This window comes from Pseudomonas sp. C27(2019), from assembly GCF_008807395.1.
GTDB lineage: Bacteria > Pseudomonadota > Gammaproteobacteria > Pseudomonadales > Pseudomonadaceae > Denitrificimonas.
Genome location: NZ_CP043320.1, coordinates 2,837,311 through 2,858,296, shown reverse-complemented (window position 1 = coordinate 2,858,296; position 20,986 = coordinate 2,837,311). Strand labels below are relative to the sequence as shown.

The following is a 20,986-nucleotide window of genomic DNA, read 5'->3' as shown; positions in this document are numbered from 1 at the left end:
TTGCAGATAAATAGAGGGCAATTGCTGCATATAATTCATGTACAATAAATACTTATACAGCGTGCGTCATTGTACAAGTATTTGTTACCGATCTATAGTCTATATTAGTACTAAGCGCTTGCAGTTAGCTGTATTCACTGCTGCTATGTATATGAAGGTGTCAGCTTTAACACTTTTTCCTGCAGGAGACATGAACGATGCGTATTTTAATAACCGGTGGTACAGGGTTGATTGGTCGCAGTTTATGCCAGTTTTGGCTGGCGCAAGGCCATGAGCTTTATGTCTGGAGCCGCACGCCAGAGCGGGTTAAAGGCTTATGCGGTGATGCTGTGCATGCGGTGGCTGAGTTGCGAGAGCTTGATCAAGTGCCGCTTGACGCTGTGATTAACTTGGCTGGCGCACCGATTGCCGATCGACCTTGGACCCAAGCGCGACGTAAATTATTGCGCGACAGCCGTATTGCCTTAACCAATCATTTGGTCAGTTGGCTGGCGAGTTTGCCAAAGAAACCCGCCGTCTTGATTTCTGGCTCGGCAGTGGGCTGGTACGGTGATGGTGGTGAGGGTGTGTTAACTGAAAGCAGTCCGGTACAAAGTTCTGACTTTGCTACGCAGCTCTGTGCTGACTGGGAAACTGCTGCGCAAGCCGCTGAACCCTTAGGTATGCGCGTGGTGCTGATTCGTACTGGTTTGGTTTTGACCGGTAAGGGTGGGTTCTTGTCGCGTCTGATGCCACTATTTAAGCTGGGTTTAGGCGGCAAACAAGGCAGCGGCCAGCAATGGATGCCTTGGGTGCATTTGGATGATGAAGTGGCTTTAATTGATCATGTGCTGCACCACGCAGAGGCGCGCGGCCCTTACAATGCCTGTGCGCCAGAGCCCGTGCGCAATCAGGATTTCGCCAAAGCGTTAGGTCAGCATGTTAAGCGTCCAGCCTTTATGGCTGCACCGGGTTTTGTGCTAAAACTGATGCTTGGAGAAATGGCAGGTTTGTTGTTGGGTGGTCAGAATATTCGCCCAGAGCGCACGCAAGACATCGGTTTTGAGTTTAAATATAAAGACTTGAAATCGGCATTGGCTAACCTGTAAAGGTTGCTTGCCACGTTTAAAAGCCTTGCCAATCTAACAAAAAAGGCCACTGGTTGAGTGTTAACCAGCAGCCTTTAGCTATACATGCACTGCAGAGTTTCACCTTTGCTGGTCATAACAATCAGCAAAGGTGAACTGCGCTTTAGTGTGAGGTGCCTTCGGCAAACTCAATTTTGTTGCCCACGTTGTACTTACCTGAAGGCTTGTTCATGGGGATGCGTTTTACTTCTTCTAGCGTATTGGCATCGTAAACAATTAGCGCACCTTCAGTATCCCAAACGCTCAGAATTAAGTGGCTACCATCGTTGGTAAACTCAACGTGAGCGGCGTTTTTGCCGGGCATCGGACGCAGGGTGTGCGCCACTTCTAAGGTTTGCTTGTCAATTAAGTGCACGGTTTCTTGGTTAGGGCCAAAGAACACATCGGTCCATGCGTATTTTGAGTTCTCATGACTGCGCATAAAGAAGCCCGGACCTTCAGTCGGAATCTCTTTTATCAGCTCCCAGGTTTTTAGGTCCAATACCGAAATAAGGCCTTGGCTGATATTGGGTGTGGCAAATACCCATTGGCCATCACGTTTCCAGTAAATTCCTGAGCCTAGATGCGGCATGCCAGGTAATGGAATATCAGTGATGGATTTCCCGGTGTCCAGATCAATCACTTGGCCGCCATGGGCTTTGCGTGAGGTAGCTAATAAATAGCGGTAATCAGGCGTAAAGGAAAAATCATCTAAATAGTCTTGGGCAACAATACGCCGCGGGGTGAAATCAGGTGTGCCCGCATAAGAGAGTTCCCACACTTCATGGGAGTCTTTCAGAGCGACGATAAAGCTGTCGCGAGGCGGTGCGGTATACACAGCACTGACCCGCGATGGTGCGCCGTCTTGGCTGATTGCATCAATACTTTTCACTAGGGTTAGATCATCGGCATTGAGTAGCACAAGGTTGCCGGGCAAGTAATTACCCGCTAAAACCCAGCGCCCATCATTACTGACAGCGAGGTTGCGGGTGTTGAGGCCGACGCGGGTTTCGGCAATCATAGTAAAATTATGTATGTCGTATTTAGTCACCCAGCCATCGCGTGAGGCAAAGTAAACAAAACGACCATCGGGTGAAAATTTTGGTCCGCCATGCAAAGCGAAGTGCGATTGAAAGCGCGTCAATGGCTCAAACTTATCGCCGTCGAGGATGGTGACATGGTGCGTGCCGGCTTCAACCACAACAAATAAATTCAGCGGATCAGCATTGTGCTGCGCAGTGTCAGGCAGTGCACTTTCATCGGCTAAGATGCGATGGCTGGCGCGGGTATCGGCATCGCCCCACGTTGGTGGGTTTTCGATCGGTGTATATAAATACTCCACCATGTTTTCGATCTGCTCAGCACTCAAAGTGTCTTTGAATGCCAGCATTTGGCTGGCTGCACGGCCTTCACTGATCGCTTTAATGGCTTCAGGTTTTTTAATTCGACCCAAACTTTCTGGTAGCAAAGCAGGTCCAGTGCCACCGATGCGTTGTGCACCATGACACACTGTGCAGTGTTGCTCATACAATTGTTTAGTTGCGCTAAAGTCTGTGTTAGCGGCTGCTGCACTTGTGGCAAGGCCCAGTAAAGACAGGGCAGCAAGCGATTTTAAGCAGGTGGTTATACGCATAGGGCTTCCTCGGTCTCTACAGCAGAATGATGAATGTGTGCTGGATAGCTCACATGATTGTTGCTGAACAGGTCAACGACCTTACCAATCACCGTTAAGGTAGGCGGAGTAAGTTCGGCGTTATCCGCCATTGCTTGCAGTTCAGCGAGGGTGCCGCGCACCACTTTTTGATTGGCGTAGGTACCGCTAGCAATAAGTGCTGCTGGTGTGTTCGCAGCTAAGCCAGCCTGAATCAGCTCGCTGGAAATTTCTTCAAGACTGCTCAAACCCATATAGAACACTAAGGTTTTCTTTGGGTCAGTGTAGCTTTTCCACGGCAGATGCAGTTCGCCATCTTCCTGCAAGTGACCTGTAATAAACTGGCAGGAATGCGCTACACCACGGTGGGTCAAAGGGATTCCGGCATAGGTCGTGCAACCTGAGGCAGCGGTAATGCCGGGTACCACTTGGCAGCTGATTTGCTGTTTTAGTAAGAAAATCAGCTCTTCCGAGCCACGCCCAAAAACAAAAGGATCACCACCCTTAAGGCGGGCAACGCGTAAGCCCTGTAGGGCTAGATCAGCAAGCAGTTGATTGATTTGCTCTTGCTTCAAACTATGATGGCCGGTGGCTTTACCAACGAAGTGGCGTTGGCAACGTTCAGGCAACATATCAATGAGTTCTGGGCTCACTAAGCGGTCAAAGACCACCGCATCAGCTTGCTGTAATAAACTCCATGCACGTAATGTGAGCAGGCTTGGGTCACCAGGACCTGCGCCAATTAAAGCTACTTCACCAGCAGCGAAAGCGCTTTGCAGAGCAGCGGGAAGAGCGGTTGTCAGATCCATGTCAGCTCCAAAGTGACGTTCGGTCACGATAATAATGTCAACTCACGCAGTGTGACAAAGCTACAGTGCTACGTAGTTGATCTCTGGCAATGCCGTGACGCCTATTTCTTCATCGGTTAAATAACAGCCAGGATCTTCTGCCCATAAGTCACCGCCTGCCCAAGCGCGGGTACGGGTATTACCATTGCAAATACTTAACCATTGGCATTCAGCGCAACGGCCTTTGACCTTGCGCGGGTGCTCGCGTAGTTGCAGCAGTAAAGGATCTGGGTTGTTTAGCCAAATATCTGAGAAGGTTTGTGTGCGCACATTACCGAGCGTGTGCTGTTGCCAGTAGGTGTCGGGGTGTACATCACCAAGGTTATCAATATTCGCCACGCCCGCACCGGATGCGTTACCGCCCCAAGCGCGCAGCATGTCTTCCATTTGTTGGCGGTGCTGCGGCACGTTACGCTCGACCCATTGCAGTAACAAAATGGCATCGGCATCGTTATTGCCACTGACGAAGTCTGTTTCTACACCTCTTTGCACATCGTCCCATGCACGATCAAAAATCTGATCCATGGCCTGACGTGTCATTTGCCAGTGTGCATCAATTTTGCTGCTGCGCTTACCACGACCGCTGTAGTTGAGGTGTGACAAGTAGTATTTTTGCACATCATATTCGCGCATTAACTCGAGTAAGTCAGGCAGCTGCATATGGTTGTGCATGGTTAAGGTGGTACGCAAACCGACGCGTAAATCATGTTGGCGACAGAGTTCTACAGCGTGCATGGAGGCGGCAAAACTGCCTTTCTTCTGCCTAAATTCATCATGAAATTCAGGCAAGCCATCAACACTGATACCCACATAATCAAAATCAGCAGCAGCGATTTGCTCGATATTGTTTTCGTTAATTAATGTGCCATTGGTTGAAAGAGCAACATAAAAACCATATTGACGCGCACGCTCAGCGAGCTGGAAAATATCGGGGCGCATCAGTGGCTCACCGCCACTTAAGACTAAAACTTTGACACCCGCTGCGTGTAGCTGGTCAATCACATCCAGTGCTTCAGCTGTGTTGAGCTCGCCTTTAAAATCAATGTCAGCTGAGGTTGAATAACAGTGTTTGCAGGTTAGGTTACAGCGCCGTAAGACGTTCCAGATAACAACCGGGGCGCGAGTGCTGCCCGGTTTTGCTGCGCGTGGTGCCGGACTTTGGCCAGCAATGGCACGTAGGTAAGTGCTGATTCTTAGCATGCTTATTTCTCCTGTTGCTGAGCGGCCAGCCGCAACCCCGTTTTCTTCAGAATGCGACTACTGACCAGCATCGTATCAGCGCGACAGGCATCGCCTAGTTGATCACGAATAAGATTACGCTCGTTTTCTATTTGCTCAGCAGTGGTGCCGTGCACCATGGCAAACAAGTTATAAGGCCAACCCTCTAAACGTGGGCGACGATAGCAGTGGCTGACAAAATGTAAATTACCAATAATCTCGCCTAAACGATCGATATGCGCATCATCCACATCCCAGACTGTCATGCCATTAAAGGTATAACCGAGTCGATAGTGGTTAGGTACCGCAGCAATTCTGCGAATCGCACCGCCGTCTTGTAAGCGCTGTAATAATGCGAGGGTGTCATCAACACTGAGCTGCATTTTTTCAGCAATCCAAGCCCAAGGATCTGCCACCAGCGGCATGCCAGCTTCAGTGAGGGTAATCAGTTGTTGTGCGAGTTGTTGATCAGAGGGGGAAATGGAGGCCGACATGGTAGGTCTTCTCCTTAGGTAAGTTAAGGACTGACAAACCGGTCAAGGCTTCAATCTGCGCAATGCTGCGTTGAATGCCTTCGGGAGTTGGGCAGGCTAAAACAAACCACATATTAAAGGTGTGTTCGCGGCGGTAGTTGTGAGCCACGGCGGGAATAGTATTAAGCTGTTCAGCGACTTCATCAAAGCGCTCTTCAGGTACGCTCATGGCGGCTAAAGTAAAGGCACCGCCCAGCTGCTCGATATCAAACATTGGACCAAACCGGCTTAAGGTACCGTCATCCAAAAATTCTTGTAAGCGCTCACGAATACGCTCAGCGCTGCTCTCTAATTCCTGAGCAAGCGCGCCCCAGGGGTCGCGTACTAAAGGTAAGCCATGCTGTAAACGGTTGAGCAGGCGGCGATCAAATTCATCCATTGGACTGAGCTCCGGATTGGCTGTAGCGTGCGCCGCGCTGTTTGAAAGCACGGGTGCTAAACAGCAAGTGATGCGGGCGCTGCTGTAAATTATGTTGCTGTAGCAGTTCGATAACATGTGCTTCTACAGCTTCGCGGTCTCGGCCATGCACCATGCAAAATAGGTTATACGGCCAGCCTGGGCGGCGTGGTCGGCGATAACACAGGTTAACCCCAGGCGCTTGGCCAAGCGCTTCACCAACTTGATGCACGCGCTCATCCTCAATGTCCATGACCAACATGACATTGGCATTGATGCCGAGTGCGCGGTGTTTAACGACAATGCCAAAGCGACGAAACAAGCCTTGTTCATCTAAGCCTTGCACATGCTCTAATACAGCTTGTTCGGTGCTATTGATGTGCTCAGCAAACACTTGGTAAGGGCGCGAGGTCAGTGGCAGGCCGTTTTCGAGCAGGCGGCGTAATTGCTGTTGCTGCTCAATTGATAGGGTGCTGTTCATGATGGCACCTGCGAATCTTTACCTAGGGCAAAACCTAGATTGATTTGGTAGGCAGTTAGCATCGGTAAATCCAGTGGTGTTAGGCCAGTGATTTGTTCGATACGTGCTAGCGCTTGATCTAAGTGCTCACGATCTGGGCCGGTCATAACAAACCAGAGGTTCCAGTCATGCTCACGTAAATAGTTGTGATTGACTTCATCAAAGGCGTTAATTTGCGCAGCAACTTCTTCAATGCGCTCTTCAGGCACAGCTAAGGCAACTAAAGTGCTGGCGCCGGCCAAGCTGTGCTCAAACACAGGGCCGACTCGGGACAGTGCTTTGCGCTGATTGAGTTGCTCTAAGCGCTGTAAAATATCGTCTTCGGTGCAACCCAGTTCATCGGCCATGGCTTGGTAGGGTTGTGCACAAATCGGCAAGCCATGCTGGAAACGATCCAGCATGCGTAGGCAAAGCTCATCCATGCTGTAACTCCTATAAACCGATGCGGTGCGCTCGGTCGCTAAAGAAGATTCCACTTGGACTATCAGCAGGCAGCGTATGAAGTTTTTTTAGGGTTGCGGTATCCCACACCTGTACTTCGTTTTTATCGCGCACGGAAATCCAAATGTGTTCGCCGCGCGGAGTAAACTCCATGTGCAGCACGCCGGGCCCTGGCTCTAGGGTGGCAAGAATCTCATGGGTTTCACTGTCAATGACTTGTACATATTGGTTGTCAGGGACGGCAAAGTTGACCCAGATTTGTCGTGCATCAGGGCGTGCCATAACAAATACCGGCTGTCCTGCAGTATCAATACTGCCCGTTTGTTGCCAGGTATTGGTATCCATCACCAGCACTTGGTGGCGGCCAACCGCGGGCACAAAAGCGTTATCACCAGCAACTGTCCAGCCTTCGAGGTGTGGCATTTTATACACGGGCAGCTTTTCTGAACCGCGACCGTAGTCATCTAAAATGCGTTTAATACCTTTCTCTGGATGCCATAAATCGAGCAACGCCATGCCATCTTCGCCGAATAGTCCAGCGATGTAATAACGACCATCAGGGGTTAGCATGGAATCGTAAGGTTGGTTGCCGATATTAGTAAATCGAGTGATCTCAGGTGTGTTGCTTTTGCTGAAGTCGGCAATCCAGATTTCACCGGTATCAAACAAACTGACTAAAAACTTTTGGCCTGGCGCATCGACCATACCAACCACGCGTGAGCCACGGCTACCGTCTGCTACAGTGGTCGCAGGGATATCAGCGACGAGCTCTAAGGTGTTGGCATCAAACACTTTTACGCCACCTGGCTCATAGTTACCCACAGCGAGTAAGCGGCCGTCTTGGCTGATGGCACCACCAATGCTGTTGCCGCCTTGGATAATGCGCTTGTCAATTTTTGCGCTCAGCATATCAATTTTGGTTAAGCCACCATCACGACCAAACACATAAGCAAAGCGCGCGTCACGTGAAAAAACCACAGAAGCGTGCGATAAATCGCCTAAGCCTTCGACGCGGGCAAGAGTCGTATTGTGACTGTGCTCAACAATTTGTACGCTGCCAGCAGCACGCTCAATTACCACGCCTAAGTCACCGGTGCCGCGCAGCTGGCTGCTCGGCTGTGTGGCGCAAGCGCTTAATAAACCAGCTAATAAAAATACAGTGCCAAAACGACGCATTATGGGTTAACTCCTTGAAGCAAGCGATCAATCATCCAAGCTGCCTCTTGCTCGTTGAGTAAGGCGCTCCATGGTGGCATGGCTGTGCCTGGGCGACCAAACATCACAGAGGCAATGAGGCTTTCGCGGGGTTTGTCAGCTAAAATTTGCGGGGTCAGAGCGGGGCCGAGGCCGCCAGTCATGCGTAGACCGTGGCAGGAGCCGCAGTCTTGAATCAAGAGATGCTCAAGTGTTGCTTGACGCTCATCAGATAATGGCGCGGCCGCACTTAAAGAAAGAGGAAGGAGTAACGCCACGATGATTCCAAAAAACTGTGAAGCTATCTTGGTGGCTGTCATGACGTTCTCCTAGGGATATTAATTAAGGCTTAAAACCCACTCAGCAAGAATGGCTGCTTCTTCATCGGTAACTACGTTAGGTGGCATAGGGATTGGACCCCAAATGCCTGCGCTACCATTTTTGATGTGTAAAGCTAGTGTTTCAGCTGCACCTTCAACGCCAGCATTTTTTGCTGCGATTTCTTTCAGTGAAGGACCAACCATTTTGGCGTCAACAGTGTGACAAGCAATGCATGGTTTGCTTTTAAACAGCGCTTCACCATCACTTGCTAAAGCAGGCTGCACTGCAAATGCAGTACCTAAAGCAAACAGTGGAATCAAGATTTTTTTCATAGTCTTTCCTCAAAACTAATAATGGTAAGTCGTAGTGACTTATCGCTATTGTACTCAGTACACGTCGTGTTGAGTATCATTTACGTTAAATTTATCAGCTGAAGCGAACAAATGTATGCCTTTGCTCACTTTTTAAGGTTTAACGTCTCATCATCTACAACTACGATGGCAGACCATAAATTAATCTCCATAGAATGGCGCTTACCCTTACAGTGTTATCGCTTGTTCGGGTTGTATCGCCATCCTAGTTTCTCGTTGAGTGATTATTTGGCGTATCTTGCTAATACCTTTGTGCGTTCACATCCTAGTCAGAGTCGATAATATTGCGCTTGACGGTAATCAATATTCATCCATTAAGCAGTTGAGAATGCGTCTCTAAGACAGTTAATGTAAGCATAACCAAGTTAATCAGTAGGGTATAAAAGTGAATTCAAGCCTGAATCAAGAAGCGCTGTTAAGTTCTGATGAACCGTATTATCAGACGCTGGGCAATGAGGAAGTTGTCTTTCGTCAGGCTTGGCAGCATGGCATGCCGGTCTTAATTAAAGGGCCAACCGGTTGCGGTAAAACCCGTTTTGTCCAGCACATGGCACACCGTTTAAATCTGCCGCTGTACACCGTGGCTTGCCACGATGACTTAAGTGCTGCTGACTTAGTGGGCCGTCATTTGATCGGCTCAGAGGGAACCTGGTGGCAAGATGGACCATTGACCCGTGCCGTGCGTGAAGGCGGCATTTGCTATTTAGATGAAGTGGTTGAGGCGCGCCAAGACACGGCTGTGGTATTGCACCCACTGGCTGATGACCGTCGTGAGTTGTTCTTAGAGCGTACCGGTGAAGCCATTAAAGCACCTCCGGGCTTTATGCTGGTGGTGTCTTATAACCCAGGCTATCAAAACCTACTTAAAGGCATGAAGCCCAGTACCCGTCAGCGCTTTGTGGCCTTGCGTTTTGATTACCCAAGTGTTGCAGAAGAGCAGAAAATTGTTGAAATCGAAGCAGGCGTGGATAGCAAACTGGCTGCGCAAATTGTTCGTTTAGGGCAAGCGTTGCGCCGTTTAGAAAACCATGACCTTGAAGAAGTCGCCTCCACGCGCTTGCTGATTTTTACAGCGCGCATGATCAAAGCAGGAATGCCAGTGCGTGAAGCCTGTCTAGCCTGCTTGGCCGAGCCGCTTAGCGATGATCCACAAACTGTGGCGGCCTTAATGGATGTAGTTGATGTCCACTTTGAGTAAAAAAGATACGACGCAGGCGCTGCCGGGTGACTTGGCGATGTGGATTTTTATCCTCGCTGAGCTGGCAGCCTTTACTTTATTTATTCTTGCTTTTAGCGTCACGCAAATGCTCTATCCCGATATGTTTACAGCGGGACGGGCAGAGCTTGATCCTTCCACTGGCTTTGCCATGACCGTGGGTTTATTGTCGTCTGGTTTTTTAGCGGCGCTGGCTGTAGAGCGGGTGCGGGTTAATAAAGCGCGACAAGCGGCAGTGTTGATTATTGCCGCCATTGCTTCAGGCATGGTCTATGTGGTGCTTAAGTTCAGTGAATATGCGCACCTAGCCAATGCAGGCTTTGATCTTGAATACAATATGTTTTTTACTTTGTATTGGTTGCTGACGTTGTTTCACTTTTTGCACGTTTGGTTAGGTTTATTTGTTTTAGCCTTTTTAGCTTGGCGCTGTTTTCGTTTGGGCTTTGATGCCCAAAACCGCAGCGGCATGGAGTCAGGTGTGATGTATTGGCACATGATTGACTTGGCTTGGGTGATTATCTTTCCACTTGTGTATTTACTGGGGTAGGGCAACAACATGTCAAATACCAAGGTGTTGATTTTCTGCTGGTTGGCATTGGTCGTGGCAACGGCGGTAACCGTATATTTTGGCGCCAGCACGATGACGCTAGCCAGCCAAGTTGCTGCCGTTTTGATCGTGGCAATTATCAAATCAGGCTTAATTATTGATGGCTTTATGGAGTTGCGTCATACCCAGCAGCGTTGGCGGGTCATTATGTATGGCTGGCCACTAGCAATGAGTTTAATCATTGCTGTGACTATCCTGATTCCTCACTTTATGGCGTCATAGGTTTATTGCTGCATGATGCCAGGCAGGTGCTCTGCCAATTTCTTCACATCCAAGGGTGCGCGTACAAAACCATATTGGCGGCCATCAGGGCTGATAATCGCTAAGTTACCGCTGTGATCAACGGTATAACGCGGCTTGCTGGTATCACCTGGAATAAAGGGAATACTAAGTGCATTGCTGAGAGTCTGGATATCTGCCAGCTCACCGGTTAAGCCAACAAATTCAGGGTCAAAATACTCCAAGTAGAGTTTCAATTGTTCAGCGCTGTCACGGTTTGGGTCGACACTGACCATCATAATTTGCATATTTTCTTGCGTCTTAGCTGGCAGTAGCTTTTTCAGCTGACGTAACTCTGCCAGCGTGGTTGGGCAGATGTCGGGGCAAAAAGTATAGCCAAAAAATACTAAACGCCATCTTCCCGTTAGTGCTTGTGTGTCTTGCACTGTACCTGCGGTGCTGGCCAATTGCAGTGCCGGCAGCTCACGGCTATTGGGCAGTACAATAATCCCAGCCTCTCGTGCCGCCCGTGAAGGGCTGTTATCAAGCGTTAAATAGCTACCAGCTAACACACCAATGATGGTAGCTAATAGCACAGCTACAACACTTAAAATCAGCCTGCGACCCTTTTTTAAATATGGCATAAACCGTCCTTAATGGTGTTTCACGCTGCACTAAAGCGTATAGCGTTAAGCGTGCATTATAGAGTGAATTTTGTGTGCTGCACTTGTGTTCTAATACCGCGTTAAAGCCTGAGGTGTTGTTAGCTGGCCTAATGCTGTGCAGTGTTTGGTTTTAGCCTGTTACACTGAGCACCTCAAATTAAGGAGCTTGTCATGTCTGCTCATCCGTTTGCTGCGCTCACCCCGGATTTAGTATTGGATGCGGTGGAGAGTCTCGGGTTTTTAAGTGATGCTCGGGTACTCGCCCTTAATAGCTATGAAAACCGTGTCTACCAAGTCGGCATTGAAGATAAAGCACCGCTGATTGCCAAGTTTTATCGCCCTGGGCGCTGGAGTGATGGGCAAATCTTAGAGGAGCATGCTTTTTCTTTTGAGCTGGCAGAGTGTGATGTGCCGCTGGTTGCGCCGATGCAACATAATGAGCAAAGTTTATTTGAGCATGCGGGTTTTCGTTTTGCCCTGTTTGAACGCCGTGGTGGTCGTGCGCCAGAGCCGGGTAATTTAGAGCAACTGTATCGACTTGGCCAATTGTTAGGGCGCTTGCATGCAGTGGGTGCCAGTAAGAGCTTTGCTGAGCGTCCTGAGCTCAATGTTGATAGCTATGGTCATGCGTCTTTTGAGCGTTTACGCAGTGGTGCGCACGTACCCGAAAGTTTGCGGCCAGCTTGGGAGTCTGTGGTGCGTGACTTGCTGATTAAAGTGGACGCCATATTTGCAGAGCATCCTTATACTGCAATACGTGTGCACGGAGATTGTCACCCTGGCAATTTACTGTGCCGCGATGAAAGTTTTTTTATGGTCGGTTTAGATGACTGCCGTATGGGGCCGGCGATTCAAGATTTATGGATGATGTTGGCCGGCAGCTACCAAGAGCGTTTATCGCAACTGTCAGAGTTGGTCGATGGCTATCAAGAGTTTTATGATTTTTCGCCGCGCGAACTGGCATTGATTGAAGGCCTACGTGCCTTACGCTTGCTGCACTACAGTGCATGGCTGGCGCAGCGCTGGGATGATCCTGCGTTCCCGCAAAGTTTTCCATGGTTTGGCACAGAGCGGTATTGGGGCGAGCAAATTTTGATTTTGCGTGAGCAACGGGCTGCCTTAGACGAGCCTTTTTTAAAGCTTTTTTAGCCGCAGGCAAGACAGTCGCCACTGTGCGGACTAGAATACGCTAAATCTTTAGTTAGCTGGCTAACAAATATGAGTTTTACACCCAATCCGCGTCGTGGTTATCTATTGGGCCTTTTGGCCTATAGCGTGTGGGGCATGTTCCCACTGTACTTTAAAACCTTAGACGGTATTCCGGCCGAAGAGGTGATTGTGCATCGCGTTATTTGGTCGGCGTTGTTTAGCGTCGGCTTGTTGCTGATTTGGCGGCATCGCGGCTGGTGGCAAGAACTCTACAATCATCCTAAGCGTTTTTTTGTGTTGGGTGCTTCAGGCGCCCTGATTGCTTGTAATTGGTTGATTTATGTTTGGGCTGTGCACCATGACCGTATGGTGGAAGCCAGCTTGGGCTATTACATCAACCCTTTAGTCAATGTCTTATTGGCTATGCTATTTCTGCGTGAGCGTTTACGACGTTTACAGTGGCTGGCGATAGTTTTGGCCGCGGTTGGGGTTGGTTTGCAAGTCTGGAGTTTAGGCAAAGTGCCGTGGATTTCTTTAGCGCTGGCGTTTTCCTTTGGTTTTTATGGGTTGATTCGCAAGCAAGCGCCGGTTGCTGCATTGCCGGGTTTAACTGTAGAAACATGGATGCTGGCGCCCGTTGCGGTGGCGTGGTTGTGGCTCAATCCACAAGCGAGCAGTATGCAAAGTGAGTTTTTTGGTAGCGCGCAGATGTTTTGGCTGGCAGCGGCAGGGCCCGTCACTTTGCTGCCGTTATTGTGTTTTAACGAGGCGGCAAAAAATCTGCCATATGCATCTTTAGCATTTTTACAGTACATCACACCTACGGTGCTGCTGTTGCTTGCGGTGCTGGTGTTTAACGAGCCATTTGCTTCGCGCTCATTTGTCTTTTTCGGTTTTATTTGGGCGGCGCTGGCTGTGTACAGTTGGGATGCATGGCGGCTGATAAAACGCAGTCGTCAGCTGCTGTCTGAAAAGTAATCAACAGGCTATAGGCCTTATAAAACAACAGGTTGCAGAGAGTGCCCACATGTTATCCACAGGCTGGTGCACTGTGTTTGTGGACACTTCAACTGGGTTGGATACTTTCTGAGCAGCGCTGGCTAAGTCACTGTTTGTCTCGCTTAGCGCCGCCTCTCCCCAGCTTATCCACAGGCTCATACAGAACTAAGGTGGATAACTTAAAAACAGCGCTGCAATGCTCGATAAATGTTTTTATGCTTAACAAAACGCCGTAAACCCTTATCTGACAATGCGAGGGCATAAATTATAGAGATTGATAGAGAATAAATGAGCCAATCGAGAGATAAATCAGGACAAAGCCATAAAAACTGAATGGATTGTCATCTCTATAGTAATAGTTACTTTTGAGGCCGCGCGCGCCTGCAATAATTCTGCCACGCAATAAACCCCACAGCGCTACAGCAATGGTAACAACTCCAACTATTGTTAATACGCTTGGTGGCATAGACACATCCGTTGTTTGCGTAAATTTAAGGCGATACACAGGTATTGTTAGGCGAGGGTTGCAGGCTGTCAATGGATTTATAAGCTGCATGACTTTAGAGGCAGCAGCCTTGCACTCCCAGTGCTGAGCCCTGCCTACGCAGTCTGGACTACTGATTAAAAAGCAGACAATGTGCTGTAGTGCTTATGCACTGTGCTTTGCAGGGATAGATCAACAGGTTATCCACAGCTCCATCCCATGGCTTTGTGCACAGATTGAAAATTCTGTATGTTTCTTGAGCGTTTTTCTACACGCCGCGCCCTATATGGCTCAGGGCCAAGGCTCCCCAGCTTATCCACAGCACCATGCACGGGCTAAGTGGATAACATGCGCATGGCCAATAGCCTGTAGAGGCTTTACAATTCGTGGCTAAATTATTTCTAGAAGTATTTCCATGTCCTTTTATTCTTGGCTGTTGCGTGTTGCCGCAGGCATCCAGGCCGCCAATGCCGCCTTGGGTCGAGCCTGCGCTTGGCTCACATTGTTTTTGGTGCTGGGCACGGCTTGTGTCGTTGTGCTGCGTTATGCCTTTGGTGTTGGTGCCACTGCCCTACAAGAAGCAGTGATGTATGCGCATGCGTTGACCTTTATGGGCACTGCGGCGTGGGCGTTGCAGCGCCAAGCACATGTGCGTGTGGATATCTTTTATCAAAACTTTTCCGCACGCAAAAAAGCTTTAGTTGATACTTCAGGTCACTTGTTATTGCTCTTGCCGGTGTGCTTGTTTTTAGGCTGGAACAGCTGGAGCTATGTTGCTAACTCTTGGGCGATGCAAGAAACCTCAGGTGAGGCCGGTGGCTTAGGCTTTATGTATCTGCAAAAAAGTATCATTTTATTGCTAGTGGTGAGCTTGCTGCTGCAGGCCTGTGCGGACTTGGTGCTGCTGATTCAGCAATTGCGCGTACCGACCTCGGTTGAGGATGTGCAGCATGACTGAATTTCTCGCGATTGCTTTATTTGTCTGCATTTGTCTGACTTTAGTGCTGGGTTATCCAGTGGCATTTGTCCTTGGCGGCGTTTCCTTATTGTTTGCCATGCTTGGCGTTCTTAGCGGAAGTTTTGATCCGAGCTTTTTGCAAGCACTACCCAATCGCTTATTTGGCATTATGAACAACCAAACGCTATTGGCGGTGCCGTTATTTGTGTTTATGGGGGTGATGCTGGAAAAGTCGCGGGCGGCCGAAGACTTACTGGAATCCATGTCACGCCTTTTTGGTACCTTGCGCGGTGGTTTGGCGATTTCGGTCTGTGTCGTCGGTGCATTACTGGCAGCCAGCACTGGTGTGGTTGGTGCGACTGTGGTGACTCTAGGTTTGCTGGCGTTACCGACCATGCTGCGCCGTGGTTATGACCCAGCAGTGGCCAGCGGCACCTTAGCTGCGACCGGCACCTTAGGGCAGATTGTGCCACCGTCGATTATCTTAGTGCTGCTCGGTGATGTGTTATCCAGTGCCTATCAGCAAGCACAAATTCGCATGGGTGTTTTCACTCCGAAAACCGTGTCAGTCGGTGACTTGTTTATGGGGGCTCTGCTTCCCGGCATATTGTTGGTGGGGATGTATATTGCCTATTTGATTTTTGTGGCGATTACCCAGCCAAAAAAACTACCCGCCTTGCCGCAAGAGGCGTTAGGACCGATTGAGTGGGGGCGTTTATTTAAAGCCCTGATACCGCCATTGGTGCTGATGGGCTCGGTGCTGGGCTCTATTTTAGCGGGCGTGGCGACACCGACCGAGGCGGCCTCCTTGGGCGCGATTGGTGCGTTATTATTGGCCTTGTTTAAAGGGCAACTGAATATCAGCCGTTTGCGCGAAGTCGCCTTTGGCACTGCTGAAATCAGCGCTATGGTGTTTTTGATTCTGATTGGTGCTTCGCTGTTTTCACTGGTATTTCGCGGCTTTGGCGGCGATATGATGATTGAGAATGTTTTTGCTCAGCTACCCGGCGGCGTATTGGGTGCATTCTTCTTAGTCATGCTGGTGATTTTCTTACTGGGCTTTATTCTCGACTTTATTGAAATCATCTTTGTCGTGGTGCCGATTGTTGGTCCCGTGCTGCTGTCGATGGGATTGGATCCAGTTTGGCTGGGGGTGATGATTGCTTTGAATCTGCAAACCTCATTTTTAACCCCACCGTTTGGCTTTTCGCTGTTTTACTTACGCAGTGTGACCCCTGCATCGGTGCCGACTCGCACCATCTACCGCGGCGTTTTACCTTTTATTGCTATTCAGCTGAGCATGTTGGTGATTGCTTATCTATGGCCAGAAATTATTACTTGGTTACCAGATCAGCTGTACGGCGGTCGTTAGTTTGATCAGGCAGGAGAACTAAAGGTGCAGTATTCGCTTACTCCGATGGACTTCTCTGGCTTAGCTGGCTGGCGTTTATGCTTTGGCCGAGCGCAGCTGGATATCTGCCGGCAAGGCGCGCAAATACTCAGTTATTTCCCCGATATTGAACAGCCTCCGCTGATTTGGCTCAGTGACTGTGCCGAGTATGTGCAAGGGCAAAGTGTGCGTGGCGGCGTGCCAGTGTGTTGGCCGTGGTTTGGCGATATTGCGCGTAACCCTGAGGCCGTACAAAAAACCACCACTGCTGATGCGCCCTTTCATGGTTTAGCGCGCACTTTAGATTGGCAGCTTATCCACAGCAGTGCCGGCAGCACTGGTGTACAGCTGAGTTTGCAGTTGGATGCCAGTCAGGGCTTAAGTGGCTGGCCACATGCCGCCACTTTGCAGCTGCATATCGAATTGGCTGAACGCTTAAGCATTCGCTTGGATAATCACAATCTGGGCGCGCAACCACTGGCTATCAGTCAGGCGCTGCACAGTTATTTTGCGGTGAGCGATATTCACCACGTTGCCGTGCATGGCCTTGAAGGCTGTCCCTATTATGAAACCCTCGAGCAATGGCAATTGCGTGAGCAAGCTGGCGCGCTGACGTTTACTGGCGAAACCGATCGTGTTTATCTGCAAGTGCCCGAGCATGTGCAAATTGTTGACAGTGGCTGGCAGCGTCGTATTGATTTGCACTGCCACGGCTCGCATTCAGCAATTGTCTGGAATCCTTGGACTGCCAAAGCACAAACGCTTAGCGGTTTTGCTCGTGCTGCTTGGCAACAAATGCTCTGTATTGAAAATGCTAATGTCTTGACTGACCACCTATTGCTCGCCCCCGGTGAGCGGCATCGATTGCAGCTTGAGCTCAGTTGCACTGCTTTAGCCTAATTAAGTACAGCAGGTGTAGGTTTTTTCTGTCAGCCTAAGCGTATCTTTTAGGCTAAGTTATCGGTAAATGGGAGCAAGCAATTGAGTTCAAATGATCATTGGATGCAGCGTGATTTAGAGGTGTTATGGCATCCCTGCACACAAATGAAAGACCACGAAACACTGCCCATCGTACCCATTCGTCGCGCCGAGGGTATTTGGCTGGAAGATTTTGATGGTCGTCGTTATTTAGATGCGGTGAGTTCGTGGTGGACCAATATTTTTGGCCATTGCAATCCGCGTATCAATGATCGGATCAAGCAGCAGCTCGATCAGCTTGAGCATGTGATGCTCGCCGGTTTCAGCCATGGCCCCGTGATTGAACTGTCTGAGCGTCTAGTGCAGATGACGCCGCAAGGTTTAGATCGCGTATTTTATGCGGACAATGGCTCGTCAGGCATAGAAGTGGCGCTGAAGATGAGCCATCACTATTGGCTCAATCACGATCAGCCAAATAAAAAGCGCTTTGCCACTATCAGCAATGGTTATCACGGGGAAACCTTGGCTACTTTAGCGGTGGGCGATGTGGCGCTGTTTACTGAGACCTATAAAGCCTTGTTAATGGACTGTATTAAAGTACCCAGTCCTGATTGCTACCACCGTCCCGAAGGGGTGAGTTGGGAGGCGCATTCACGTTTGATGTTTGAGCACATGCGCCAAACCTTGGAAGAGCATCACAGTGAATTATCAGCGGTGATTCTTGAGCCCTTAGTGCAAGGCGCTGGTGGAATGCGCATGTACCATCCGATTTATTTAACCTTATTGCGGGAAGCCTGTGATCAGTATGGCGTGCATTTGATTGTTGATGAAATCGCTATGGGTTTTGGTCGTACCGGGACGATGTTTGCTTGCGAGCAAGCCGGTATCAGCCCTGACTTTATGATTTTATCCAAAGCCCTTACCGGGGGTTATTTGCCGATGGCGGCGATTATGACCAGCAATCAGGTGTATCAAGCGTTTTATGCTGAATACGACAGCATGCGCGCGTTTTTACATTCGCATACGTATACCGGCAATCCTTTAGCCTGCGCTGCAGCTTTGGCGACCTTGGATATCTTCGAACAAGACAATGTGATTGAAAAAAACCAGGTCTTAGCTCAGCACATGAGCGACGCCACTGAACACCTTAAAGCCCATGCGCATGTCGGCGAAGTGCGCCAAACCGGTATGGTACTGGCGATTGAAATGGTTAAAGACAAAGCCACTAAAGAACCCTTTGCTTGGCAAGAACGCCGCGGCTTAAGGGTCTATCAGCACGCTATGGCGCAAGGTGCATTGCTGCGGCCGTTAGGTAATGTGGTGTACTTTATTCCGCCCTATGTGATTACCCCGGAGCAAATCAAATGGCTGGCGCAAGTGGCGACCGATGGCATTGATCTGGCCACCCGTGATTAACGGCTAGACGCTCTGTAAAAAACCACGCACCATAGCGTGGTTTTTATTGCTGGAGTTTAATGATGTCGCTACCGCGTTTTTTTGTTGCTGCGCCTTTGGCGTTGGGTGTGCATGATTTGCCTGAAGCGCAGGCGCACTATCTCAGCCGTGTGTTGCGCATGGGCGTCGGTGCTGCGCTGCAGTTATTTGACGGTAGCGGTTATGAGTACCGTGGAGAGCTGACGAGCGTGAGTAAAAAAGCTGTGCAGGTGCAATTGCACGAACGTCTTGATGGGTTGCCAGAGTCCTCGCTGCGTATTCATTTAGGCCAAGGCTTGTCACGTGGCGAGCGCATGGATTGGGCGATTCAAAAAGCCACTGAATTGGGCGTGGCTGAGATTACTCCGCTATTTACCGAACGCTGTGAAGTGCGTTTAAACGATGAGCGCGCGCAAAAACGCCTTGAGCATTGGCAGCAAATCGCTATCAGTGCTTGTGAGCAATGTGGTCGCACTCGAGTACCAGTGATTCATCCGCCGCAGTCTTTAAAAGAGTGGCAAGCCAGCGTGCAAGCTGATTTGAAATTAGTATTACACCCGGTCGCGCAACCTTTGACTGAGCACAAAGCGCCCAGCACCTTAGCGTTTCTAATTGGACCCGAGGGCGGTTTAACCGAAAACGAAGTAAACCAAGCTGAGCAACATGATTTCCAGCCAGCGCGCTTAGGTCCACGGGTTTTGCGCACCGAAACGGCGCCGATAGTGGCCTTAAGTGTAGCGCAACACGTGTGGGGTGATTTTTAAGCCTGTACGGTCTTGGCGTCGGTACGCAGCACTGATGTTGGCTATGCCTGTGAGTAACTCGCTGCATATCAAGCACAGCGCTCTAGAGTGGCTGCTAACAGGCTTAGCAGCATCAGCTCAGCAAACGCCGATACCGAGTTGTAAAACTGCTAAGCCGCCCTTAGACCAGCCCCACCAGGCCGCAATCAGTATTACAGCCAGTAGGATAATTGCAGCAGCGATATACAGATGTTTTTTACTCATAGCGCCATTCCTACTCGATGCTTTTTACTGGGTTGGCGAAGCTGACTAAACGCTCACGGATGGGCAGATTCAGTAGTGCCGCCATCACGCTTAAAACAATCGACAGCTGCCAGACCAGCGCGTAACTGCCGGTTTGATCATAGGCTAAACCACCGAGCCAGCCGCCTAAGAATGAACCCACTTGATGGAATAAAAATACAATACCGGCCAGCATCGACAAATGCCGCACGCCATACATAGTCGCAATGGTGCCATTGGTCAGCGGCACTGTGGATAACCAGAGCAGCCCCATCGCTACAGCAAACGCATAAGCCGAAAATTCACTGAGCGGCAGATAAAAGAATAAGGCAATGGCAATGGCGCGTAAAAAGTAGAGTAAGGCCAGTAAATGTGGCTTTGAATAACGTCCACCGAGCCAACCCGCGCCCCAAGTGCCGAAAATGTTAAATAAACCGACTAAGGCTAAAACCGTGGTGCCTGCCTGTGCAGACAGTTGCTGATCAATTAAGTAGGCGGGGATGTGGATGCCAATAAATACCACTTGAAAGCCACAGACAAAAAAACCTAAAGACAGCAGCCAAAAGTCAGGATGGCCCGCAACTTGTTGCAAAATTGTTTTAATCGGCAGCTTATCTGTAACCTCAGCGCTGCTGTGCAGATCTTCCTTGAGTAGGCGTGATAAAGGCAGCAACAGCGCAATCAGTCCGGCACAGACCAGCAGTGCAGTGGACCAGCCAAACACTTCCAGCAAGCCCAAGGTGCCTGGCAACATGACAAATTGCCCAAATGATCCGGCAGCGCTGGCAATACCCATGGCCATACTGCGTTTTTCTGCTGGTACAGAGCGACCCACCGCGGAGAGCAGCACAGAAAATGAGGTGCCCGATAGGCCAAAACCGATCAGTACGCCAGCGCTGAGGATTAACGCAGAAGGTGTGCTCGCTGACGCCATTAATACGAGGCCTAAGGCATAGGCAAGGGCGCTGATACATACTGTGCGCTTAACCCCGTAGCGGTCAGCAAAGGCGCCTACAAAGGGTTGCAGCATGCCCCAAATTAGATTTTGCAGAGCGATAGCGAAGGCGAAAATTTCACGGCCCCAGCCAAATTCGTTGCTCATTGGCTGTAAAAATAAACCGAACGCATGGCGAATACCTAACGACAGCGCTAATACAAGCGAACTGCCAATCAGTAATAACAGGGCATTGCGCGCAGTGCGGCTCATTCTAATCTGGCCTGTAGTTTTTCAAGTGATTCAGCATAAACGAGTTGTTACGCATCGATAAAGAATAATCTGTCAGGCAAATGAGTTGCCAAGGGTGTTGTGCAGCGCCAAGCAC

At 49.7% G+C, this 20,986-nt stretch carries 25 protein-coding genes; 11 read left to right on the top strand and 14 right to left on the bottom strand.

Translation table 11 applies throughout. The features are described from left to right. The first annotated feature begins 197 nt into the window (after positions 1-197). On the top strand, positions 198-1,088 hold the full coding sequence (locus tag FXF61_RS13145) for a TIGR01777 family oxidoreductase (protein ID WP_151185679.1): 891 nt from the start codon (positions 198-200) through the stop codon (positions 1,086-1,088). A 142-nt stretch (positions 1,089-1,230) separates the two neighbouring features. On the opposite strand, the gene FXF61_RS13140 is transcribed toward FXF61_RS13145, so the two are convergent. Genes FXF61_RS13140 through FXF61_RS13095 form a run of 10 tightly spaced genes read right to left on the bottom strand, consistent with a single transcriptional unit; the run spans position 1,231 to position 8,561 of the window. Further along, positions 1,231-2,739 carry a nitrite reductase gene (locus FXF61_RS13140; RefSeq protein ID WP_151185678.1) on the bottom strand — a complete coding sequence of 503 codons (1,509 nt, stop codon included), beginning with the start codon at positions 2,737-2,739 and terminating at the stop codon, positions 1,231-1,233. Next, positions 2,730-3,566 (bottom strand): uroporphyrinogen-III C-methyltransferase, encoded by an 837-nt coding sequence (cobA, locus tag FXF61_RS13135; protein ID WP_151185677.1) that lies wholly within the window; start codon positions 3,564-3,566, stop codon positions 2,730-2,732. The genes FXF61_RS13140 and cobA overlap by 10 nt, the downstream gene beginning before the upstream one ends. Positions 3,567-3,626: 60 nt before the next feature. Continuing rightward, entirely contained in the window at positions 3,627-4,805 is a 1,179-nt protein-coding gene (nirJ, locus tag FXF61_RS13130; protein ID WP_151185676.1) for a heme d1 biosynthesis radical SAM protein NirJ, read from the bottom strand. A 2-nt stretch (positions 4,806-4,807) separates the two neighbouring features. After that, on the bottom strand, positions 4,808-5,317 hold the full coding sequence (locus tag FXF61_RS13125) for an Lrp/AsnC family transcriptional regulator (RefSeq protein WP_151185675.1): 510 nt from the start codon (positions 5,315-5,317) through the stop codon (positions 4,808-4,810). Continuing rightward, the gene (locus tag FXF61_RS13120; protein ID WP_151185674.1) at positions 5,292-5,735 is read right to left on the bottom strand and encodes an Lrp/AsnC family transcriptional regulator; all 444 of its coding nucleotides are present in this window, start codon (positions 5,733-5,735) and stop codon (positions 5,292-5,294) included. Before FXF61_RS13120 ends, FXF61_RS13125 begins: the two co-directional genes overlap by 26 nt. After that, complete coding sequence (locus FXF61_RS13115; protein ID WP_151185673.1) at positions 5,728-6,234, bottom strand: Lrp/AsnC family transcriptional regulator; 507 nt, start codon at positions 6,232-6,234, stop codon at positions 5,728-5,730. Before FXF61_RS13115 ends, FXF61_RS13120 begins: the two co-directional genes overlap by 8 nt. Beyond that, a complete protein-coding gene (locus FXF61_RS13110; RefSeq protein WP_151185672.1) occupies positions 6,231-6,695 on the bottom strand; it encodes an Lrp/AsnC family transcriptional regulator in 465 nt (154 codons plus the stop codon). The genes FXF61_RS13115 and FXF61_RS13110 overlap by 4 nt, the downstream gene beginning before the upstream one ends. Positions 6,696-6,705: 10 nt before the next feature. After that, complete coding sequence (locus FXF61_RS13105; protein ID WP_151185671.1) at positions 6,706-7,890, bottom strand: cytochrome D1 domain-containing protein; 1,185 nt, start codon at positions 7,888-7,890, stop codon at positions 6,706-6,708. Then, the gene (locus tag FXF61_RS13100) at positions 7,890-8,228 is read right to left on the bottom strand and encodes a cytochrome c (protein ID WP_151185670.1); all 339 of its coding nucleotides are present in this window, start codon (positions 8,226-8,228) and stop codon (positions 7,890-7,892) included. The genes FXF61_RS13105 and FXF61_RS13100 overlap by 1 nt, the downstream gene beginning before the upstream one ends. 18 nt (positions 8,229-8,246) lie before the next feature. After that, positions 8,247-8,561, bottom strand: a complete 315-nt coding sequence (locus FXF61_RS13095; RefSeq protein WP_151185669.1) for a c-type cytochrome — start codon at positions 8,559-8,561, stop codon at positions 8,247-8,249. Between the two features lie 484 nt (positions 8,562-9,045). Here FXF61_RS13095 and FXF61_RS13090 point away from each other — a divergent pair, with 484 nt between their 5' ends. Genes FXF61_RS13090 through FXF61_RS13080 form a run of 3 tightly spaced genes read left to right on the top strand, consistent with a single transcriptional unit; the run spans position 9,046 to position 10,645 of the window. Beyond that, on the top strand, positions 9,046-9,798 hold the full coding sequence (locus FXF61_RS13090) for a CbbQ/NirQ/NorQ/GpvN family protein (protein WP_371921515.1): 753 nt from the start codon (positions 9,046-9,048) through the stop codon (positions 9,796-9,798). After that, the gene (locus FXF61_RS13085; protein WP_151185668.1) at positions 9,782-10,363 is read left to right on the top strand and encodes a cytochrome c oxidase subunit 3; all 582 of its coding nucleotides are present in this window, start codon (positions 9,782-9,784) and stop codon (positions 10,361-10,363) included. The genes FXF61_RS13090 and FXF61_RS13085 overlap by 17 nt, the downstream gene beginning before the upstream one ends. Positions 10,364-10,372: 9 nt before the next feature. Next, positions 10,373-10,645, top strand: coding sequence for a cytochrome C oxidase subunit IV family protein (locus FXF61_RS13080; protein ID WP_151185667.1), 273 nt, complete (start codon positions 10,373-10,375; stop codon positions 10,643-10,645). 2 nt (positions 10,646-10,647) lie between these two features. Here the strand turns inward: FXF61_RS13080 and FXF61_RS13075 are convergent, their stop codons facing one another. Then, complete coding sequence (locus FXF61_RS13075) at positions 10,648-11,286, bottom strand: SCO family protein (protein WP_151185666.1); 639 nt, start codon at positions 11,284-11,286, stop codon at positions 10,648-10,650. A gap of 192 nt (positions 11,287-11,478) precedes the next feature. Here FXF61_RS13075 and FXF61_RS13070 point away from each other — a divergent pair, with 192 nt between their 5' ends. Then, complete coding sequence (locus FXF61_RS13070) at positions 11,479-12,456, top strand: serine/threonine protein kinase (protein ID WP_151185665.1); 978 nt, start codon at positions 11,479-11,481, stop codon at positions 12,454-12,456. 69 nt (positions 12,457-12,525) lie between these two features. Then, positions 12,526-13,434, top strand: coding sequence for an EamA family transporter RarD (gene rarD / locus FXF61_RS13065; RefSeq protein WP_151185664.1), 909 nt, complete (start codon positions 12,526-12,528; stop codon positions 13,432-13,434). A 286-nt stretch (positions 13,435-13,720) separates the two neighbouring features. On the opposite strand, the gene FXF61_RS13060 is transcribed toward rarD, so the two are convergent. After that, positions 13,721-13,921, bottom strand: a complete 201-nt coding sequence (locus FXF61_RS13060; RefSeq protein ID WP_151185663.1) for a hypothetical protein — start codon at positions 13,919-13,921, stop codon at positions 13,721-13,723. A 433-nt stretch (positions 13,922-14,354) separates the two neighbouring features. On the opposite strand from FXF61_RS13060, the gene FXF61_RS13055 reads away from it, so the two are divergent. The 5 genes from FXF61_RS13055 (at position 14,355) to FXF61_RS13035 (ending at position 19,403) form a co-directional block, all read left to right on the top strand. Beyond that, positions 14,355-14,897: a TRAP transporter small permease subunit gene (locus FXF61_RS13055; protein WP_151185662.1), complete on the top strand. Its 543-nt coding sequence runs from the start codon at positions 14,355-14,357 to the stop codon at positions 14,895-14,897. After that, positions 14,890-16,269: a TRAP transporter large permease subunit gene (locus FXF61_RS13050; RefSeq protein ID WP_151185661.1), complete on the top strand. Its 1,380-nt coding sequence runs from the start codon at positions 14,890-14,892 to the stop codon at positions 16,267-16,269. Before FXF61_RS13055 ends, FXF61_RS13050 begins: the two co-directional genes overlap by 8 nt. 24 nt (positions 16,270-16,293) lie before the next feature. Continuing rightward, positions 16,294-17,187 (top strand): D-hexose-6-phosphate mutarotase, encoded by an 894-nt coding sequence (locus FXF61_RS13045; RefSeq protein ID WP_306108661.1) that lies wholly within the window; start codon positions 16,294-16,296, stop codon positions 17,185-17,187. Positions 17,188-17,268: 81 nt separating this feature from the next. Beyond that, positions 17,269-18,621, top strand: a complete 1,353-nt coding sequence (locus FXF61_RS13040) for an adenosylmethionine--8-amino-7-oxononanoate transaminase (protein ID WP_151185660.1) — start codon at positions 17,269-17,271, stop codon at positions 18,619-18,621. A 62-nt stretch (positions 18,622-18,683) separates the two neighbouring features. Further along, positions 18,684-19,403 carry a 16S rRNA (uracil(1498)-N(3))-methyltransferase gene (locus FXF61_RS13035; protein ID WP_151186109.1) on the top strand — a complete coding sequence of 240 codons (720 nt, stop codon included), beginning with the start codon at positions 18,684-18,686 and terminating at the stop codon, positions 19,401-19,403. Between the two features lie 117 nt (positions 19,404-19,520). On the opposite strand, the gene FXF61_RS15160 is transcribed toward FXF61_RS13035, so the two are convergent. Together FXF61_RS15160 and FXF61_RS13030 are read right to left on the bottom strand one after the other, a co-directional pair. Further along, positions 19,521-19,646 (bottom strand): hypothetical protein, encoded by a 126-nt coding sequence (locus FXF61_RS15160; protein ID WP_256663431.1) that lies wholly within the window; start codon positions 19,644-19,646, stop codon positions 19,521-19,523. A gap of 10 nt (positions 19,647-19,656) precedes the next feature. Further along, on the bottom strand, positions 19,657-20,871 hold the full coding sequence (locus FXF61_RS13030) for an MFS transporter (protein WP_151185659.1): 1,215 nt from the start codon (positions 20,869-20,871) through the stop codon (positions 19,657-19,659). Positions 20,872-20,986: the final 115 nt, after the last annotated feature.

Excerpts from the sequence above, each read along its gene's own strand:
- FXF61_RS13145 (WP_151185679.1), top strand. The coding sequence starts at position 198 with ATGCGTATTTTAATAACCGGTGGTACAGGGTTGATTGGTCGCAGTTTA.
- FXF61_RS13140 (WP_151185678.1), bottom strand. The coding sequence starts at position 2,739 with ATGCGTATAACCACCTGCTTAAAATCGCTTGCTGCCCTGTCTTTACTG.
- cobA (WP_151185677.1), bottom strand. The coding sequence starts at position 3,566 with ATGGATCTGACAACCGCTCTTCCCGCTGCTCTGCAAAGCGCTTTCGCT.
- nirJ (WP_151185676.1), bottom strand. The coding sequence starts at position 4,805 with ATGCTAAGAATCAGCACTTACCTACGTGCCATTGCTGGCCAAAGTCCG.
- FXF61_RS13125 (WP_151185675.1), bottom strand. The coding sequence starts at position 5,317 with ATGTCGGCCTCCATTTCCCCCTCTGATCAACAACTCGCACAACAACTG.
- FXF61_RS13120 (WP_151185674.1), bottom strand. The coding sequence starts at position 5,735 with ATGGATGAATTTGATCGCCGCCTGCTCAACCGTTTACAGCATGGCTTA.
- FXF61_RS13115 (WP_151185673.1), bottom strand. The coding sequence starts at position 6,234 with ATGAACAGCACCCTATCAATTGAGCAGCAACAGCAATTACGCCGCCTG.
- FXF61_RS13110 (WP_151185672.1), bottom strand. The coding sequence starts at position 6,695 with ATGGATGAGCTTTGCCTACGCATGCTGGATCGTTTCCAGCATGGCTTG.
- FXF61_RS13105 (WP_151185671.1), bottom strand. The coding sequence starts at position 7,890 with ATGCGTCGTTTTGGCACTGTATTTTTATTAGCTGGTTTATTAAGCGCT.
- FXF61_RS13100 (WP_151185670.1), bottom strand. The coding sequence starts at position 8,228 with ATGACAGCCACCAAGATAGCTTCACAGTTTTTTGGAATCATCGTGGCG.
- FXF61_RS13095 (WP_151185669.1), bottom strand. The coding sequence starts at position 8,561 with ATGAAAAAAATCTTGATTCCACTGTTTGCTTTAGGTACTGCATTTGCA.
- FXF61_RS13085 (WP_151185668.1), top strand. The coding sequence starts at position 9,782 with ATGTCCACTTTGAGTAAAAAAGATACGACGCAGGCGCTGCCGGGTGAC.
- FXF61_RS13080 (WP_151185667.1), top strand. The coding sequence starts at position 10,373 with ATGTCAAATACCAAGGTGTTGATTTTCTGCTGGTTGGCATTGGTCGTG.
- FXF61_RS13075 (WP_151185666.1), bottom strand. The coding sequence starts at position 11,286 with ATGCCATATTTAAAAAAGGGTCGCAGGCTGATTTTAAGTGTTGTAGCT.
- FXF61_RS13070 (WP_151185665.1), top strand. The coding sequence starts at position 11,479 with ATGTCTGCTCATCCGTTTGCTGCGCTCACCCCGGATTTAGTATTGGAT.
- rarD (WP_151185664.1), top strand. The coding sequence starts at position 12,526 with ATGAGTTTTACACCCAATCCGCGTCGTGGTTATCTATTGGGCCTTTTG.
- FXF61_RS13060 (WP_151185663.1), bottom strand. The coding sequence starts at position 13,921 with ATGCCACCAAGCGTATTAACAATAGTTGGAGTTGTTACCATTGCTGTA.
- FXF61_RS13055 (WP_151185662.1), top strand. The coding sequence starts at position 14,355 with ATGTCCTTTTATTCTTGGCTGTTGCGTGTTGCCGCAGGCATCCAGGCC.
- FXF61_RS13050 (WP_151185661.1), top strand. The coding sequence starts at position 14,890 with ATGACTGAATTTCTCGCGATTGCTTTATTTGTCTGCATTTGTCTGACT.
- FXF61_RS13035 (WP_151186109.1), top strand. The coding sequence starts at position 18,684 with ATGTCGCTACCGCGTTTTTTTGTTGCTGCGCCTTTGGCGTTGGGTGTG.
- FXF61_RS15160 (WP_256663431.1), bottom strand. The coding sequence starts at position 19,646 with ATGAGTAAAAAACATCTGTATATCGCTGCTGCAATTATCCTACTGGCT.
- FXF61_RS13030 (WP_151185659.1), bottom strand. The coding sequence starts at position 20,871 with ATGAGCCGCACTGCGCGCAATGCCCTGTTATTACTGATTGGCAGTTCG.